Genomic DNA, 17,005 nt, shown 5'->3' on the forward strand with positions numbered 1-17,005 from the left:
TGTTATGAAGTGGTTCCCGTTTGCTGTTGTCACCCTGCTCTCCCTGCCCGTCGGCGCCGCTCAGGTGGAGGTGCTGCACTGGTGGACCTCCGGCGGCGAGGCCAAGGCGGTGGAGGTGCTCAAGTCGGAATGGGCCGAGCGTGGCAATCAGTGGAACGACTTCGCGGTACAGGGCGGCGGTGGCAAGAGCGCCATGACGGTGCTCAAGAGCCGGGCTCTGGCGGCCAACCCGCCGGAGGCGGCGCACCTCAAGGGCTATGAGCTGCACGAGTGGGCCAGCCTCGGCTTCCTGCGCGACCTCAGCCCCATGGCCGAGCACCTCGGCTGGTATCCGCAGCTCTCCCCCATGGTGCGGGAGACCCTCAGCCAGAACGGTGCCCTGATGGCGGTCCCGACCGGCATCCACAGGGTCAACTGGCTGTGGCTCAACCGCAAGGTGTTCGAGCGGCTGGGGCTGCAACCGCCTACCGACTGGAACCAGTTCATGGCGGTGGCGGAGAAGATCAAGGCTCAGGGGGTGGCGCCGCTCGCCATCGGCAACGAGCCCTGGCAGCTGGCGGTGCTGTTCGAGACGGTGGCCCTCGGTGAAGGGGGCAAGACCTTCTATCGCAAGGCGTTTCTGGAACAGGACGAGGCCACCCTGACCGGACCCGACATGGTGCGGGTACTGACCCGCTTCCGCCAGTTGCGCGGTTTCGTGCCCGAGAAATACGCCGGGCTGAAGTGGCACCAGGCCACCAACCTGCTGGAGAGCGGCGGCGCCGCCATGCAGATCATGGGGGACTGGGTGAAGGGGGAGCTGAGTGCCGGCAACTACCGACCCGGAGAGGACATCGAGTGCCTGCCGAGCCCCGGCAGCCAGGGCATGTTCAGCTACAACCTGGACTCCATCGCCATGTTCAAGCAGCGGGATCCCGCCCAGTTGCAGGCTCAGGGTGAGCTGGCCCAGTTGCTGATGACGCCGAAATTCCAGGAGGAGTTCAATCGGGTGAAGGGCTCCATCCCCGCACTCACCGAACCGGACATGAGCAAGTTCGATCGCTGCGCCATCCGTTCCTATCAGGACTTCCAGCTGGCGGAGCGAGACGGCAACCTGCTGCCCAGCATGGCGGAGGGGATGGCCGTGCCGACCAACATGCGCCAGGCGATCATGGATGTGCTGAGCAGCTTCTTCAACGACTCCCGGGCCGACCCCGAGCAGACGGCGTTGCAACTGGAGCGAGCCATGCGCTCGACCCGCTCCGGCGCCGAGCAGAAATGACAAAGGCGGACCTGGTCCGCCTTTGAGTCATCGAAGCCTGAATGTTCAGGAGCGATCGTTCTCGTCCTCATCCTCGTCGTAGTAGTCGCTGAGCTCGATCCAGAGCCCCAGCCCTATCATCACCATGGACCCGAACCAGGTGCCGGTGTTTCCGATCGGGCTGCCCAGCACTATCATGGCGAACGACAAGAACCCCATGCCTGCGTAGGCTTGCAATCTGCCGTAGGAGACCTGCATATTCACACCTCCTTGTTGAATATGGTTCAATTTTTATATTACTCATCGGGCGGGGGCTGGATAGGGTCAGATCACATTTTGGTTACATATGCTGCATAACAGCCCTGTTGTTTGATTATTTTTTCGCCGTGAGTATCATTGGCAGCTGAATTGGTTGAAGGTTGATTATTGATGAGTGCTTTATTCTGCGACGCAACGCATGAGTTGGACGCAATCGGGCTTCGTTGCCCGGAACCTGTGATGATGGTTCGCAAGAAAGTGCGGCTGATGGCCGAGGGGGAGACCCTGCTGGTCAGCGCCGACGATCCCTCCACCACCCGCGACATCCCCAGTTTCTGCCGTTTCATGGATCACACCCTGATTGCCAGCGAAACCGAGCAGGCCCCTTACCGCTATCTGATCCGCAAGGGTCAATGATCTCCATGCAGGAAGAATCCATGACAACCATCACCCGAATCGGCACCACCCAGCGTTGGTCAGACGTGGTCATCCACAACGGCACCCTCTACGTGGTGGAAGTCCCCGCCACGGATGAAGCCGACATTCACCAGCAGACCCGCGAGGTACTGACCAGCCTGCAGCGCCTGCTGGAGGCCAACGGCTCCGGGGTCGACAAGATACTGATGGCCAACATCTATCTCAAAGACATCGGCGATATCGCCGCCTTCAACGCCCAGTGGGATGCCTGGTTGCCGGCGAGCACGGCCCCGGTACGCGCCTGCGTGCAGGCTCGCCTCGCCCACGAAGGCTACAAGGTCGAAGTGCAGCTGACTGCGGCGGTATAAACCGGAAGGGATCTATCTCCACGATAGGCAGGCAAATCGCCGCCCCCCATCCCCAGCCCTTCTCCCGCGAGGGGAGAAGGGAGAGAAGAACCCGAGCACCATTGGCTTCTGCGCCAATAGCAAAAGGCCCCGCCAGATTGGCGGGGCCTTTTTGTTTGCACGATCCGGACAGCTTAGGCGGTCGGGGTCAGGGTGATGGTCACCCGACGGTTCTGGGCCTTGCCCTCGGCGGTGCTGTTGCTGGCAACCGGCTGATCCGGGCCCACACCACTGGTGGCGATGCGGCTGCCGGTCACGCCCTGGCCGATCAGCTGGGCGGCGACGGCATCGGCGCGCTGGGCGGAGAGCTTCATGTTCAGCTCGCGGGAGCCGGTGCTGTCGGTGTGACCGACCACGTTCAGACGGGTCTTGTCGAACTCGGCGACCACCATGGCCACGCCGGACAGGGTGTTGGCACCGGCCGCCTTCAGCTGGGCGCTGGAGCTGTCGAAGGTGACGTTGTTCGGCATGTTGAGGATCAGCTGATCGCCATTGCGGGTCACGCTGACGCCGGTGCCTTGCAGCTTCTCGCGCAGCTTGGCTTCCTGCACATCCATGTAGTAGCCGATGCCACCACCCAGCGCGGCGCCGGCGGCGACGCCGGTCAAAATGCCCTTCTTGCGATCACCCTTGCTGGAGGACAGTGCCCCCACGGCGGCACCGGTGGCGGCGCCAGCCAGTGCGCCCCAGGCGCCCTTGGAGGTCTGGGATTCACCGGTATAGGGATTGGTGGTACAGCCGGTCATGGCGATGGTCAGTGCAAGCGCTGGAACGAGTTTCTTGAAATGCATGGGAAATACCTCTGAAAAAACCGACTCGGGCCGGATGGTCGCGCATTCTACCTCAGAGGGACGCCAGAGTGTGACGCGCGCATTGCGCGCCATGCACACAATATTCACACAACGAACAGGGGGGCCTGAGCCCCCCTGTTCATCGATCCCATTGCCTGCCCACGAGGGCAGTGAATCAATATTTGATGTCGCGAGCCTGGTCGCGCCCTTCCTGCTTGTTGTCGCGGTGTTTCTGGCGGCAATCGGCGTTGCCCACCAGACCATTGCGGCAATCTTGCTTGGCTTCACGGGAATCCTGACGGGTATCCTGGCGCACATCGCGGGCCTCACGACGCTGCTGCGCCTGCTTGGTGGCCTGCGCTGGCAGGGCAGTCAACAAGACGGTGGCGGCAAGCAGCATGAACACGGACTTCTTCATGGTGACTCCTAAAGTGGCTGAAACGCAGCGGATTGGCGTCTCTCAATTATACACGGGGCCCGGCGTTGGGCTGGCCAGCCCTGACTATCAATACTTGACGTCACGAGCCTCGTCACGGTTTTCTTGCTTGTTGTCGCGGTTGTCCTGACGGCAATCGGCGTTGCCCACCAGGCCCTCACGGCACTCCTGCTTGGCGTCACGGGACTCCTGACGGCCGTCCTGACGGATGTCGCGGGCATCCTGACGCTGCTCACCCTGATTGGTGGCTTGAGCCGGCACGGCGGCGAACAGGGTGCAAGCGGTCAACAGGGTGGCACTCAGGCGAGAGATGGAAATAGTCATGGGAACTCCAATAAATATAAGGGTTAATGGCGGGGGGAACGATCCCATCCCGACCTCAATATTTGATATCGCGAGCCGCTTCGCGCGCATCTTGCTTGTGATGGCGATGCTCCTGGCGGCAATCGGCGTTGCCAAGGAACTCTTCCTGACGGCAGTCGCGCTTCTGTTCGCGAGACTCCTGACGGACGTCCTGGCGCAGATCCCGCGCGTCGCGACGCTGTTGGGCTTGTTCGGTGGCCTGGGCTGGCAGGGCCGACAGGGTACAGCCGACCAGCAAGACTGACAGCAAAGCGCTGCGAGCCTGGTTAGGAGTTGAAATGTTCATGATGAGGCTCCCTGGTTGGTCGGGCTGAGGTCTGTGGTGCTGGATCAGTATTTGACGTCGCGGGACTTCTCGCGCACATCCTGCTTCACTTCACGCTTGTCCTGACGGCACTCGTAGTTGTCCTTATTGTTGGCCTCACGACAATCGATCTTGGCCTCACGGATCTCGGGACGGACTTCCTGACGAACATCACGGGCATCCTGGCGATCGGCCGCCTGGGCGGGCAGGGTCGCCAGCAGGGAACAACCCGCCAGGATCAGGGTGCCGAGGGTACGGTGACGAAATGAGTTCAGTGACATAGGTAAATCCTCGTGATGAATGTCCCAATTTTGAGCAGCAGTTACTGTATGCCGGCTGTACCGGGCGCCGAAAAGCGGGCTCCAGGCCCCGCAGGCAGGGGCCTGACGGAGGCTGGTGGCAAGATGATCGTTCATCAAGCCCGCGCCCTGCATGGAAGCGCGGCGGAGGATGCTGCCGACCGGGGATAAACCGAGCCACTTGAGTGCCTTCGCCATGGCGTCAGATCCTGACGAGCCGGCCGCAGGCCCCGGGACCAGAAAGAAAACAGGAGGCCGATGGCCTCCTGTTTTTTTGCGCTCCCGCACCGCCCTAGCATTGCTGGCAGGCGGCGTGACAGGGGCAGATGACGAGATGATCGTTCACCATGCCCACCGCCTGCATGAAGGCGTAGCAGATAGTGCTGCCGACGAACGTAAAACCCAGCTTCTTGAGGGCCTTGGCCATGGCATCCGACTCCGGCGAAGTGGCGGGAATATCGCCGTTGCCCTGGCGCTGGTTGACGATGGGGGCGCCGCCGACAAAGCCCCACAGATAATCTGCGAAGTCGATGCCCTGGGCCTCCAGCGCCAGATAGGCGCGGGCGTTTTTGATGACCGACTGCACCTTGAGGCGATTGCGGATGATGCCCTTGTCTTGCATCAGCCGCTCCACATCCTGCTCGTCGAAGCGGACGATGAGAGTGGGATCGAAGTCCGCATAGGCGCGGTAGTAGCTGTCGGTTCGCTTGAGAATGGTGATCCAGGAGAGGCCCGCCTGCTGGCCGTCGAGGCAAAGCTTGGCAAACAGCTCGCGCGGGTCGCGCACCGGCCGCCCCCACTGCTTGTCATGGTATTCGATGTATTCCGGGTCCTTGGTCACCCAGGCGCAGCGCAGTTCCATTTCTTGTCTCCTGTTATTTTTCTCTGTCCGACTCTCTGTCCGACAAGGGGATTTCGGCGGCGACATGAGAGGGCTTTCATCCCGGGCCGACCAGGCCCGGCGCAGCCCCGCCCCATGAATCCCCTACAATTTCGCCTATTATCCGACCATGCCAGACGGTATACTCCTTCGGTTCACATTCAGCAAATCTTGCTCTGATTTCACTTCGCGCGAAAAACACTATGCAAAAATTCGATGTCAAAACCTTTCAGGGCCTGATCCTGCAGCTGCAGGACTATTGGTCCCGCCAGGGCTGTACCATCATTCAGCCGCTGGATATGGAAGTGGGTGCCGGTACCTCCCACCCCATGACCTGCCTGCGCGCCCTGGGCCCTGAGCCCATCGCCTGCGCCTACGTGCAACCGTCCCGCCGTCCTACCGATGGCCGCTACGGTGAGAACCCGAACCGCCTGCAGCACTATTACCAGTTCCAGGTGATCATCAAACCGTCCCCCGACAACATCCAGGAACTCTACCTCGGCTCCCTCAAAGAGCTGGGCATGGATCCCGAGATCCACGACATCCGCTTCGTGGAAGACAACTGGGAAAACCCGACCCTGGGTGCCTGGGGTCTGGGCTGGGAAGTCTGGCTCAACGGCATGGAAGTGACTCAGTTCACCTACTTCCAGCAGGTTGGCGGCCTCGAGTGCAAGCCGGTCACCGGCGAGATCACCTATGGTCTCGAGCGTCTGGCCATGTACATCCAGGGCGTGGACAGCGTCTATGACCTGGTGTGGTCCGATGGCCCCCTGGGCAAGACCACCTACGGCGACGTCTTCCACCAGAACGAGGTGGAGCAGTCCACCTACAACTTCGAGCACGCCGACGTGGACTTCCTGTTCCACTGCTTCGAGCAGTACGAGAAGGAAGCCCAGCACCTGCTGGCACTGGAAAAACCGCTTCCCCTGCCCGCCTACGAGCGCATCCTCAAGGCCGCGCACTCCTTCAACCTGCTGGATGCCCGCAAGGCCATCTCGGTCACCGAGCGTCAGCGCTACATCCTGCGCATTCGCACCCTGACCAAGGCCGTGGCCGAGGCTTACTACGCCTCTCGCGAAGCGCTGGGCTTCCCCATGTGTCAGCGCACTGAGAACAAGCAAGGTTAAGGAACGGACATGGCACAACATACATTTCTGGTAGAGATCGGCACCGCCGAGCTGCCACCCAAGGCCCTGCGCTCCCTGGCCGAAGCCTTTGCCGACAACTTCAAGGCCGAGCTGACCAAGGCCGACCTGGCCTTCGGCGACGTCGAATGGTTCGCCTCACCGCGCCGTCTGGCGCTGAAGGTGAGTGCACTGGCCAGCGATCAGCCGAGCAAGAGCGTCGAGAAGCGCGGCCCGGCCGTCTCCCAGGCATTCGATGCCGACGGCAAGCCGACCAAGGCTGCCGAAGGCTGGGCTCGTGGCAACGGCATCACAGTCGAACAGGCCGAGCGTCTGGTCACCGACAAGGGCGAGTGGCTGGTCCACAACGCCAAGATCGAAGGTCGTCCGGCCAAAGAACTGTTGGGTGAGCTTGTAGCTTCATCTCTGGCCAAGCTGCCCATCCCCAAGATGATGCGCTGGGGCGACAAGACCATCCAGTTCGTGCGTCCGGTGTTCACCGTGACCCTGCTGCTGGACGGCGAGCTGGTGCCCGCCACCATTTTGGGTATCGACTCCGCCCGCACCATCCGCGGTCACCGCTTTATGGGCGAGCCCGAATTCCAAATCGACAACGCCGGCCAGTACCCGCAGATCCTGCTGGAAAAAGGCAAGGTAGTAGCCGACTTTATGGTACGCAAGGCCAAGATCAAGGCTGACGTCGAAGCGGCCGCCGCCGCCTTCGGTGGTGTCGCCGATCTGGACGACGCCCTGCTGGAAGAAGTCACCGCCCTGGTCGAATGGCCCGTGGTGCTGACCGCCAACTTCGAAGAGAAGTTCCTGGCCGTCCCCGCCGAGGCCCTGGTGCACACCATGAAGGGTGACCAGAAGTACTTCCCGGTCTACGACAAGAACGGCAAGCTGCTGCCGAAGTTCATCTTCGTCACCAACATCGAGTCCAAGGACCCGAGCCAGATCATCAGCGGCAACGAGAAGGTGGTTCGCCCCCGTCTGTCTGACGCCGAGTTCTTCTTCAAGACCGATCTGAAGCAGAGCCTGGCCTCGCGCCTGCCGCGCCTCGAAACCGTGCTGTTCCAGCAACAGCTCGGCACCGTCAAGGCCAAGGTCGAGCGCATCGAGACCGTTGCCGGCTTCATCGCCGAGCGCATCGGCGCCAACGTGGCTCAGGCCAAACGTGCCGGCCTGCTCTCCAAGTGCGATCTGATGACCAACATGGTCGGCGAGTTCGCCAGCACCCAGGGTGTCATGGGGATGCACTACGCCCGTCACGACGGTGAAGACGAAGTGGTGGCCGTGGCCCTGAACGAGCAGTACATGCCGCGCTTCGCCGGTGATGCCCTGCCGTCCGCTCTGGAAGCCTGCGCCGTCGCGTTGGCCGACAAGCTCGACACCCTGGCCGGCATCTTCGGCATCGGCATGCTGCCCAAAGGCGACAAGGACCCGTTCGCCCTGCGCCGCGCCGCCATCGGTGCCCTGCGCATCATGACCGAGAAGCAGCTGGATCTGGATCTGGTTGAACTGGTGGAAGAGGCGGTACGCGTCTACGGCGACAAGCTGACCAACAAGACCGTCGTCACCGACGTGGTCGACTTCATGCTGGGTCGCTTCCGCGCCGCCTATCAGGACGAAGGCATAGGTGCCGATGTGGTGCTGGCCGTACTGGCCCGCCGCCCGACCCGCCCGCTGGACTTCGATCGCCGCGTCAAGGCTGTCAGCCACTTCCGCAGCCTGGATGCCGCCCTGGCCCTGGCCGCCGCCAACAAGCGCGTCAGCAACATCCTGGCCAAGGTGGAAGGCGAGCTGCCGACCCTGGTCAAGCCTGAGCTGCTGCAGGACGCCGCCGAGAAGGCACTGGCCACCCAGGTTGCAGCACTGCAATCCGAGCTGGCTCCGCTGTTTGCCGCCGGTGACTATCAGGCTGCCCTCACCCGTCTGGCCGCCCTGCGCGAGCCGGTCGACACCTTCTTCAACGAGGTGATGGTGATGGCCGACGACGAGGCCCTTAAGGCCAACCGTCTGGCGCTGCTGAACAACCTGCGCAACCTGTTCCTGCAAGTCGCGGATATCTCCCTGCTGCAGTGATGTGGATTGAGTTAGTGAAATAAAAACGGCGCCGTTAAGGCGCCGTTTTTATTGGTGTCATATGTTTTGTTTTCTCATATAATACTTAGCTTTCTAAACTGGAGGTGCAAATGCCTAGTAATATACAACTTGTTCTCGAAAAAATGTCTCCTGACGTTTCAAACATTGTAATTACCGACGATAACATCGATAAAAACAATGTCAGCTCTGTTAAGGGGATATTTACTGCACACTCCTTATCCATGGGCTTTACAGAACAGAGTAGTGGTAATATGATTTCACTTTCTTTTGTTCTGACTTTTTCTTTTACAATTAAAGACAAAAAAGCCCGCAATAAAATAAATCAGTTACTTTTAAGTTTCAACAAGAGTGTTCCTGGCATAAAATCATATATTAGCCAACAAAACAAAGAAATATATTCAATAACATTTACTCATGAGGCTATATTCTCATCTGAAAACAGCGATAATGTTAGAACATCAATATCAAATACAATTATACCTATACTAAGCTATTGCCCATTAATGTTTAGTAATGAATTAACAAACTCCAAGATTGAACATAACAATATTGTAAGAGCATAGGTATTTATCTATGGGCATTGGCAATATATTACATTACAAGAATACAGGGAAGGTCGTTTCTCTCGTAATTACAGCTTTATACGCAGTCACATCATATTATTTCATGGCATTTATTAAGAAAAGCATTGATGAAAAAAGCATAAATACCTCACTTGCCATTATTCTTATTTTATTTGTTGTCGGTATAATTAACGTTATTAAAGATATTGCTACCGATGAATTAGATATGCAGTCACCAGCTAACAAAGAACGGGAAGCACATAATAAAACAAAGGAACTTCTATCAAAAAAAGAATCTGAAATTAAAGGCCTAGATAAATTACTTACTGAAAAAAAAGAAATAATACATGCTCTACAAAGCACGCTGAATAATACACTAATCAGTAAAAAAGACTCCGAAGAGGTTGTTGATGCCATTAAAGATATAATGATAAAAGTCAATCAGAACAAGAATGTCAATAATATTCAAAATATTAAGTCAAGTAAAGCTAATCCACCTCAAGACTATCTTTCTCTCTTCACCCCTCCCCCTAGTTAGCCTGTATTTACCTCGAATTATCATTCCCCCTCATCCCCAACCCTTCTCCCGCAAGGGGAGAAGGGAGCAAATTTCATCAACTCGGGGGCCGTAGGTTCGATTAGCACTGTAGAATCGGACCTTCGAGACACCAGTATCGTCTAAGGATGTCACTCTGCGTCCTCAGTGGCCTGCATCGGCACCATGATGCACCATAGCTATTGATCCTGCGACAAGGATCAATTATTTTTCCGCCCTCTTATTCAGCTCCAGTCAATATAAAAAAACCATGCCTTGATATAATGGTGCCGTATGTATCATCACATCTATACGAATAGTGCCGAGTCAGCACTGTTGCTCTATTAGAAAGGGTGATACCTCTCAAGAAAACAGATAATACCGCCACTCAAAAGGCGATCTTTATTTGACAACAAGCATCAATATCAAAACCAATACAATAAATAAACATACTGGCAATATTTACTATCGGTATCACTTTAAAGGACATCCGTATGCAACGTCACCTTATGGTGCTGGGCGCCGTGCTCGTACTGAGCGCCTGCTCTTCGACTCCCAACAGTGAATATATGAAAGAGGGCGCCTCCGAGGCCCAGAGAACGGATGCCCTGTCCGAATGCCAATATCAGGTCAAGCTCAACAAGATCGAGGAAGAGCAGCAGGAAGAGCTGATCAACCTGTGCATGCAGGGCAAAGGCTTCCGTCTGACCGCCATCGAGTAAGCTGCTGCCGTGATCGCCCTCTTGTCCCAATAAGAAGCCCCTATGATGACCGTCAGCGGGGCTTCTTTGCATTAGTCCTGAGGGCCCGCCACCGCCTGTTACGTCTGCACCCTCGCCGTTTCCGTGTACAATCCCCCACTCGTTCCAGCCTCTGTGACCCGACGGCAACCCCATGAACCGCACGCCCCTGTTGTTGATGATCTGCACCACCCTGTTGGCCGCCGCCGGCTGGTTCTTCTCCAAGGAAGCGATCCGCGAACTGCCCCCCGCCGCCTTTATCGGCAGCCGCTTCCTGCTGGCGGCCCTGATCCTGCTGCCCCTTGCCATCTTGTACGAACCCAGACCCAGCCGTGCCCAGCTGCTGCGCGCCCTCGGTTGCGGCTCCATGCTCGGCCTCAACCTGCTGCTCTGGGTGACCGCCATCAGCCAGAGCGATGCCCTCGGCAGCGGCGCCTTTATCATGAGCGTCGCCACCCTGATGGCGCCGCTGGCCGCCTGGGCCGGCTTCAAGACCCGGCCGGGCCGCCACTACTGGACCACGCTTCCCCTGGCCGTGGCGGGCTTGTTGCTGCTCTCAAGCGGCACCGACTGGGGTGTCTCCCGCTCCCTGCTCTGGTTTTTGGCCGCCGCCATGGCCCTCGGCACCCAGCTTGCGGTCCATCGTCACTTCGCCCAGTCGATCCCGCCGCGCTGGCTCACCTGCATCCAGCTGGCCATGACCGGCCTGATAGGAACCGTTCTCTCCCTGCTGACCGAGAGCTGGCCGCCCCTGATCAGCACCAGCACCTGGGGCTGGTTCGCCGCCAGCGTGCTGCTCGCCACCACCTTGCGCTACCTGCTGCTGACCCTGGCCCTGAGCAAGATGACCACCACCCACGCAGCGCTGTTGATGCTGCTCGAACCCGTCTGGACCCTGATGCTCAGCACCCTCTGCTATGGGGAGGCCCTCGGCGGCGCCAAGCTGGCCGGTGCCGGGCTGGTGCTCGGGGCTCTGGTGCTCTATCAGCTGCCCCTGCTGCGCAGCGGTGCACGGCTACCGGCGAAGGGGCCAAGCACCGACTAGCGTGGCACTCGTCGTGGCTTGAGCAGGGTTGTGCCGCCCCTGCTCACCGCCAGGTTGACGATCGGTTTTGTCGCAGACTCACGGCCGCACCGCGCGCCCCCTGCGTAAACACCGCGTTGACAAAATCCCCCCACCCGCCAAGCAATCCTCTGCATCCAATTCCACTGACGTTGCGTTTATCTGGCTGGCAGCCAAAGGGCATGATGTCCGCCTGCCAATACCCCAGATCTCGCAACATCCCCCACTCTCGCCTATGTATCGCGGCCTCATCAATTCGGTGGCGCCGCCGCCTGTTTCAGGCAACGCTTTCGCTCGAGGCCCCAAGCTGAGGGGCCCTGTCACAGGAGCAATGAGTAATGAAAAAAGCGGTAACGGCCGCCCTGCTGGCCATGATGATGGCCACCACGGCGCAGGCGGCAGACAAGGTGACCACGGTGCCGGTGCAATTCGCCAAGGGGGCGCACAGCGCCAAGGTGGATGGCAGCTTCTCCGGCTATGACAGCATCAACTACACCCTGAGCGCCAAGGCAGGCCAGACCATGACGGTCGACATCACCGGCAGCAACAACGCCAATTTCAATGTCTTCGCACCGGGGGATCTGCCCGGCCAGGCGGCGGCGCTGGGCAACGGCTATGTGGGTGCAAAATGGCAAGGCACCCTGCCCAAGTCGGGCAAGTACCTGATCCAGGTCTTCCAGATGCGCGCCACCGCCCGCAACGGCGCCAAGGTGCCCCATTCCCTGTCGGTCGGCATTCGCTAAACCGGCGCCTGCATTGCCCGTGTGAGCAACAAGAAGGAGCCCATGAGGCTCCTTCTTGGCACACGCCAACATAAAGCTCTTCTCGCGTGCACCCTCGTATCGGGGAGTGGGCACGACCCTCTCCCGCTGCTAGGGTAGAGCCATCCACTCATCGACGCTCGAGGCGTTATGCGACGCAAGACCCTGGCCCTGCTGCTGGCTACCCATCTGCTGGTAGGGGGCGCTGGCTTTGCCGCCGGCATCTATCTGCTGCCGATCCTGATAGCGCCACCCGCCCCGAGTGGCGAGCAGGTTGCGGCCAGCCAGGCGCAGGCGACCTATCAAGGCACCTTCAAGCGGGACTTGAAAGACAGCGATCGGCTGCACTGGGGAGAGGGGCGGGTGAGCATAGGGCCGGACGCCATCAGCCTGATGGGCCAGCTGGCACCTGGGCCCGACTATCAACTCTATCTGTCGCCGACCTTTGTGGAGACGGAGGCGGACTTCGTCCGCCTGAAGCCGCAGATGGTGCATATCGGGCCGGTGAAGACCTTCGACAACTTTATCGTGCCGCTGCCGACCAATGTGGATCCTGCTGACTACGACAGCGTGATCATCTGGTGTGAGACGTTCGGACAATTCATTACCGCTGCCCAGTATCAAAACCACTGATCATGCTGACTATCGGTGTGACCAGGGCAGCATAAAGCATTAAAACCCACAAAAACGGCGCCCGCAGGCGCCGTTTTGCTATTCCCCCGACTCGATGCGGGAGCTGAATATCATCTGCTTCAGCCGGTATAGGCCGGCAGCCAGCCCACCATGTTGAGCAGGTGGAAGGCGGCGGTCAGCACCCCGAACAGGATCACCAGGGCGATCATCAGCACCCCGCCCGGGGCACGGAAGCCTTCGCCCTTGTCACCCTGGGCCGAACGCACCTTCCAGGCCAGCAGGGGCGGAATGATGCAGGTCCAGAGGGTGGCCACGGCGCCCGCATAACCGATGGCGACCAGGAAGCCGAACGGGAACAGCAGGGAGAGCAGCAGCGGCGGCAGGAAGGTCAGGGCCCAGGACTTGGTACGGCCGCCGCGGTCGTTGTCGAACTTGAACAGATCCGCCAGGTAGTCAAACACCCCGAGCCCCACCCCGATGAAGGAGGAGAGGATGGCCGCCATGGAGAAGGCGTTGAGGGCGCTCGCCACCGCTTCGGATTCGATGACGGATCCCAGCGCCTTGAGCAGGGCATCCACGTTGCCGCCCTGCTCGATCACCGGACCGAACTCGCTGCGCGGCAGGTTGCCGAACACGCTGGCCAGCCAGATGAGGTAGAAGGCGAGCGCGATCACGGTGCCACCGAGGATGGCGCGACTGGCGCGGCGCTCCTCGCCGTAGTAGGCGCGCATGGACGACACCGAGTGGTGATAACCGAAGGAGGTGAGCGCCACCGGCAGCATCACCAGGGCATAGGGGGCGTAGCTGTGCTCACTGCCAACCCTGTCGAGCAGCAGATCCAGGCGGATGTTCATGGACATGCCGGAGATGCCGAAGGCGAAGCTCAGCCCCATCAGGATCACCAGCAGGATAGAGATGCGGTCCACCGCCCGGGTGGAGTGCCACACCACGAAGGAGAAGCCCAGGGTGAAGAGCACCGAGGCCCACTGGCTGCCGAGCCCGGTCATCCCCTCGATAATGAGGCCCGCCGAGGTGATGTAGGCGTAGAGCAGGATGCCGCCGACGAAATAGACGCTTAAGTTGTTGAGGGCGTTGACCTTGTTCCCCAGCAGATCCCGGGTCACGGTATCGAAGGAGACGCGCAGAGGATAGCCCCGATAGGATTCAAGCAGCATCCAGCCGGAGACCGTCATCACCACCATGGTCAGCGCCACCGCGAGCATGGACCAGAGGGCCCAGGCACCCGCCCCCGCACTCGGCAGCCCCAGCATGCCAGCTCCCACACAGACGCCGGCAATGATGCATGCCCCGCCCACCAACGATGGTTTATGTTCCATTTACTTCCCCAAAGACGATTGTTGATCTGGTCGCGACCGCGGACCGTTGCATCTGCTACGCCGGTTGTCATCGTAAGATCGCGCTCATCTGTACTATCGGTACCCAGCCGCTTGCTGCTGCGTCAGCGAGGCAAGACGTGAGGCTAGCTACCGATCCCAAGATGGCAGCAGGGCCGCCATTTTGGGGGTGTGACTTTACCCTGCTCACCCCCGGGTATCAAATGTTGGCGTCATCCCTGTGGGGTTATTCCCCGGCGAGCCCCCGTCTGCGGGAGGTGCGGCACTATACTCAAGCCGGTTTTCACGGCAAGGAGCCACCCCATGGACAGGAAGTTCGTCATCAGCGCCCTCTGCTATGCCCTGCTCGGCATGGTGCTCGGCATCTATATGGCCGCCAGCAAGGATCACAGCCAGTTCGTGACCCATGCCCACATCATGCTGGTCGGTTTCGTGGTCTCGTTTATCTATGCCCTCTGCCACCGATTGTGGCTCGGCAACCCTGGCGGACGGCTGGCGTGCATCCAGTTCTACCTGCACCAGCTGGGGGCGCTGGTGATGTCGGTTGGGCTCTACCTGCTCTACGGCCGGCTGATGCCGCCAGAGCGGCTCGATCCCTTGCTCGCCGTCTCCTCCCTGGCGGTGCTGATCGCCATGGGGATCATGCTGGCCCTGTTTATGCGACGCCAACCCCAGCCATAAGAAAACGGCGCCCGAGGGCGCCGTTTTACATCGTGACATCTAAGTATCCGACCCTCGATTCAGGGCCCTTATTTGGCAGCATAAGCAATTACCATGATTGCCTTTCACAACATAAGTCACTGCCTTGATGCCAAATGTCTTTACTCACCGTTTGCAGGGTGAAGGGAGGCAGCATAGTCCGCCCCTCGCCTTCGTCATGCCTCGATCAGGCTGCCTTGCTGTTTGCTGACGGTCGGCACCCCTGGCTCCACCTCTTTCAATCGGGCGGTGAAGTGGCGCAGCACCGCCGGCTCATAGATAAAGTCGAGACCCTTGACGTTTTTGGCGTTCTTCTTCACCTCGCCGAACGCCTCGATGACGAAGTCCATGTGGGTCTGGGTATAGGTGGCGCGCGGTATGGTCAGGCGCAGCAGCTCCGCCGGGCAGGGGTGCTGCTTGCCGGTGGCGGGATCGCGCCCCAGCAGCAATGAGCCGATCTCCACCGCCCGGATGCCGGCGACCTTGTAGAGCTCGCACGCCAGGGCGTGGGCCGGGAACTGATCCGCCGGAATGTGGGGCAACAGCTTGCCTGCGTCCACGAAGGCCGCGTGACCGCCGGCCTGCTGGCACACCACGCCGATGGCCTCCAGCCCGTTCACCAGGTACTGCACCTGGCCGATGCGATAGGCCAGCCAGTCCTGGCGCATGCCGTCGCGCAGGCCGACCGCGAGCCGCTCCATGGCGCCCCCCTCCAGGCCGCCGTAAGTCGGGAAGCCCTCCTGCACCACGCACAGGGTGCGGCACTCGGTGTAGACGTCCAGCATGCTGTCGTCCTTGAAGCAGAGCAGGCCGCCCATCTGCACCATGGCGTCCTTCTTGGCGGACATGGCGAGGCCATCCGCGTACTTGTAGGACTCCATGGTGATCGCCTCTATGCTCCAGTCGGCGTAGCCAGGCTCGCGCTGCTGGATGAAGTAGGCGTTCTCGGCGAAGCGGGCCGAATCCATGATCACCGGGATGTCGTACTTGCGGGCGATTTCATACACCGCCTTCAGGTTGGCGATGGAGACCGGCTGGCCGCCGGCGGAGTTGCAGGTTATGGTGCTGACGATGTAGGGCACGTTGGCCGGGCCCGCCTCCAGGATGGCCTCCTCCAGCTTCACCAGATCGAAGTTGCCCTTGAAGTCGGCGGTGACCGAGGTATCGAACGCCTCCTTGATATAGACGTTCTTCGCCACGCAGCAGTTGATCTGGGTGTGGCCCTGGGTGGTGTCGAAGAAGTAGTTGGAGAGCGCCACCATCTTCTTGCGATCCAGCCCCTTCTCCTGCTCCCGCTTCTTGATCAGCACGGGGATGTAGATCTGCTCGGCGCCGCGCCCCTGGTGGGTGGGGATGGTCAGCGAATAACCGAAGATCTCCTGCACCGCCTGCTGCAGCGCATAATAGCTGCGGCTGCCGCTGTAGGCCTCATCGCCGCGCAGCATGGCGGCCTGCATGTTCTGGGTGATGGCGCCGGTGCCGCTGTCGGTCAGCAAGTCGATGAACACGTCCTCGCTGTCCAGCAGGAAGGGGTTCATGCCCGCCCGGACTATGGCCTCGTCCCGGTAGGCGCGGGTGGTGCGCTTGACCGGCTCGATGACACGAATACGAAACGGCTCGGGAAGATGCTTGAAGTTTTCCATGGTATGGATATCCAACTTTAAATATTCAGGATGAGTCTCAGCCTCCGCCCTAATTAATAGTTGGCGGAAATAATGGCATGAGATCGGGTGCACGCCAGCGACCCACCAATCAATATGGCGAGCGAGGTTGCAGATTATTTAGATTCAGGAGTTTGGGCAGGCCTGGTTTATTGTCAGCAATAGCCAAGCGGCCACGGGGAATTACAGCGGGAAGAAGAAGGCGATCTTGTGATCCAGGGTAAACCACTTGGGGGAAGCAATCAGGGTAGCCATGTTATTGCTCATCTGGTGATTGAATAACGCCGAATTAACATGGGTCATTATGGTTGGCCTTTATTCATTCGCAATTGCCAGATGAGCAAATTGGGATGGCGTTAACAGTTTTATCGGG

Annotated in this window: 22 protein-coding genes and 1 pseudogene; 12 read left to right on the forward strand and 11 right to left on the reverse strand. The window is 59.6% G+C overall.

What is annotated here, in order from left to right; translation table 11 throughout:
- Positions 1-4 precede the first annotated feature (4 nt).
- The gene (locus BN1124_RS13170) at positions 5-1,261 is read left to right on the forward strand and encodes an ABC transporter substrate-binding protein (protein WP_042642632.1); all 1,257 of its coding nucleotides are present in this window, start codon (positions 5-7) and stop codon (positions 1,259-1,261) included.
- A 45-nt stretch (positions 1,262-1,306) separates the two neighbouring features.
- On the opposite strand, the gene BN1124_RS13175 is transcribed toward BN1124_RS13170, so the two are convergent.
- The gene (locus BN1124_RS13175) at positions 1,307-1,498 is read right to left on the reverse strand and encodes a hypothetical protein (RefSeq protein WP_033132548.1); all 192 of its coding nucleotides are present in this window, start codon (positions 1,496-1,498) and stop codon (positions 1,307-1,309) included.
- Positions 1,499-1,669: 171 nt separating this feature from the next.
- Between BN1124_RS13175 and tusA the strand changes: the two genes are divergently transcribed.
- A complete protein-coding gene (tusA, locus tag BN1124_RS13180; protein ID WP_042642635.1) occupies positions 1,670-1,915 on the forward strand; it encodes a sulfurtransferase TusA in 246 nt (81 codons plus the stop codon).
- A 20-nt stretch (positions 1,916-1,935) separates the two neighbouring features.
- Positions 1,936-2,283, forward strand: a complete 348-nt coding sequence (locus BN1124_RS13185) for a RidA family protein (protein ID WP_042642732.1) — start codon at positions 1,936-1,938, stop codon at positions 2,281-2,283.
- 173 nt (positions 2,284-2,456) lie between these two features.
- On the opposite strand, the gene BN1124_RS13190 is transcribed toward BN1124_RS13185, so the two are convergent.
- The 7 genes and pseudogenes from BN1124_RS13190 to BN1124_RS13215 all read right to left on the reverse strand — a co-directional run bounded on the left by BN1124_RS13190 (position 2,457) and on the right by BN1124_RS13215 (position 5,377).
- Positions 2,457-3,113: an OmpA family lipoprotein gene (locus BN1124_RS13190; RefSeq protein ID WP_042642636.1), complete on the reverse strand. Its 657-nt coding sequence runs from the start codon at positions 3,111-3,113 to the stop codon at positions 2,457-2,459.
- A 175-nt stretch (positions 3,114-3,288) separates the two neighbouring features.
- A complete protein-coding gene (locus BN1124_RS13195) occupies positions 3,289-3,531 on the reverse strand; it encodes a hypothetical protein (protein WP_042642638.1) in 243 nt (80 codons plus the stop codon).
- 87 nt (positions 3,532-3,618) lie between these two features.
- The gene (locus BN1124_RS13200; protein ID WP_042642640.1) at positions 3,619-3,873 is read right to left on the reverse strand and encodes a hypothetical protein; all 255 of its coding nucleotides are present in this window, start codon (positions 3,871-3,873) and stop codon (positions 3,619-3,621) included.
- Positions 3,874-3,928: 55 nt separating this feature from the next.
- Positions 3,929-4,198, reverse strand: coding sequence for a hypothetical protein (locus BN1124_RS20955; RefSeq protein WP_082041629.1), 270 nt, complete (start codon positions 4,196-4,198; stop codon positions 3,929-3,931).
- A 44-nt stretch (positions 4,199-4,242) separates the two neighbouring features.
- Positions 4,243-4,497, reverse strand: a complete 255-nt coding sequence (locus tag BN1124_RS13210; protein ID WP_025328798.1) for a hypothetical protein — start codon at positions 4,495-4,497, stop codon at positions 4,243-4,245.
- A gap of 117 nt (positions 4,498-4,614) precedes the next feature.
- Positions 4,615-4,803: pseudogene (locus tag BN1124_RS21765) on the reverse strand (DNA-3-methyladenine glycosylase I); the annotation flags it as partial.
- A gap of 4 nt (positions 4,804-4,807) precedes the next feature.
- The gene (locus BN1124_RS13215) at positions 4,808-5,377 is read right to left on the reverse strand and encodes a DNA-3-methyladenine glycosylase I (protein WP_042642646.1); all 570 of its coding nucleotides are present in this window, start codon (positions 5,375-5,377) and stop codon (positions 4,808-4,810) included.
- Between the two features lie 221 nt (positions 5,378-5,598).
- On the opposite strand from BN1124_RS13215, the gene glyQ reads away from it, so the two are divergent.
- The 8 genes from glyQ to BN1124_RS13245 all read left to right on the forward strand — a co-directional run bounded on the left by glyQ (position 5,599) and on the right by BN1124_RS13245 (position 12,917).
- The gene (gene glyQ / locus BN1124_RS13220) at positions 5,599-6,522 is read left to right on the forward strand and encodes a glycine--tRNA ligase subunit alpha (RefSeq protein WP_025328800.1); all 924 of its coding nucleotides are present in this window, start codon (positions 5,599-5,601) and stop codon (positions 6,520-6,522) included.
- A 9-nt stretch (positions 6,523-6,531) separates the two neighbouring features.
- A complete protein-coding gene (gene glyS, locus BN1124_RS13225; RefSeq protein ID WP_042642650.1) occupies positions 6,532-8,601 on the forward strand; it encodes a glycine--tRNA ligase subunit beta in 2,070 nt (689 codons plus the stop codon).
- A gap of 110 nt (positions 8,602-8,711) precedes the next feature.
- Positions 8,712-9,185 (forward strand): hypothetical protein, encoded by a 474-nt coding sequence (locus BN1124_RS21345; protein ID WP_156128354.1) that lies wholly within the window; start codon positions 8,712-8,714, stop codon positions 9,183-9,185.
- A gap of 10 nt (positions 9,186-9,195) precedes the next feature.
- Positions 9,196-9,723 (forward strand): hypothetical protein, encoded by a 528-nt coding sequence (locus BN1124_RS21350; RefSeq protein ID WP_156128356.1) that lies wholly within the window; start codon positions 9,196-9,198, stop codon positions 9,721-9,723.
- Positions 9,724-10,214: 491 nt separating this feature from the next.
- The gene (locus BN1124_RS13230; RefSeq protein WP_042642652.1) at positions 10,215-10,442 is read left to right on the forward strand and encodes a putative periplasmic lipoprotein; all 228 of its coding nucleotides are present in this window, start codon (positions 10,215-10,217) and stop codon (positions 10,440-10,442) included.
- Between the two features lie 172 nt (positions 10,443-10,614).
- Positions 10,615-11,505 (forward strand): DMT family transporter, encoded by an 891-nt coding sequence (locus tag BN1124_RS13235; RefSeq protein WP_042642654.1) that lies wholly within the window; start codon positions 10,615-10,617, stop codon positions 11,503-11,505.
- A gap of 356 nt (positions 11,506-11,861) precedes the next feature.
- The gene (locus BN1124_RS13240; RefSeq protein WP_042642656.1) at positions 11,862-12,266 is read left to right on the forward strand and encodes a hypothetical protein; all 405 of its coding nucleotides are present in this window, start codon (positions 11,862-11,864) and stop codon (positions 12,264-12,266) included.
- Positions 12,267-12,434: 168 nt separating this feature from the next.
- Positions 12,435-12,917 carry a DM13 domain-containing protein gene (locus BN1124_RS13245; RefSeq protein ID WP_042642658.1) on the forward strand — a complete coding sequence of 161 codons (483 nt, stop codon included), beginning with the start codon at positions 12,435-12,437 and terminating at the stop codon, positions 12,915-12,917.
- A 119-nt stretch (positions 12,918-13,036) separates the two neighbouring features.
- On the opposite strand, the gene BN1124_RS13250 is transcribed toward BN1124_RS13245, so the two are convergent.
- The gene (locus BN1124_RS13250) at positions 13,037-14,254 is read right to left on the reverse strand and encodes an aromatic amino acid transporter (protein WP_042642660.1); all 1,218 of its coding nucleotides are present in this window, start codon (positions 14,252-14,254) and stop codon (positions 13,037-13,039) included.
- 321 nt (positions 14,255-14,575) lie between these two features.
- Between BN1124_RS13250 and BN1124_RS13255 the strand changes: the two genes are divergently transcribed.
- The gene (locus BN1124_RS13255; protein WP_042642661.1) at positions 14,576-14,953 is read left to right on the forward strand and encodes a hypothetical protein; all 378 of its coding nucleotides are present in this window, start codon (positions 14,576-14,578) and stop codon (positions 14,951-14,953) included.
- Positions 14,954-15,147: 194 nt separating this feature from the next.
- Here the strand turns inward: BN1124_RS13255 and tnaA are convergent, their stop codons facing one another.
- Together tnaA and tnaC are read right to left on the reverse strand one after the other, a co-directional pair.
- On the reverse strand, positions 15,148-16,614 hold the full coding sequence (gene tnaA, locus BN1124_RS13260) for a tryptophanase (RefSeq protein WP_042642663.1): 1,467 nt from the start codon (positions 16,612-16,614) through the stop codon (positions 15,148-15,150).
- Between the two features lie 201 nt (positions 16,615-16,815).
- Positions 16,816-16,935: a tryptophanase leader peptide gene (gene tnaC, locus BN1124_RS20960; RefSeq protein ID WP_082041631.1), complete on the reverse strand. Its 120-nt coding sequence runs from the start codon at positions 16,933-16,935 to the stop codon at positions 16,816-16,818.
- Between the last annotated feature and the right edge of the window lie 70 nt (positions 16,936-17,005).

The sequence above is a fragment of the Aeromonas eucrenophila genome (assembly GCF_000819865.1).
Lineage (GTDB): Bacteria > Pseudomonadota > Gammaproteobacteria > Enterobacterales > Aeromonadaceae > Aeromonas > Aeromonas eucrenophila.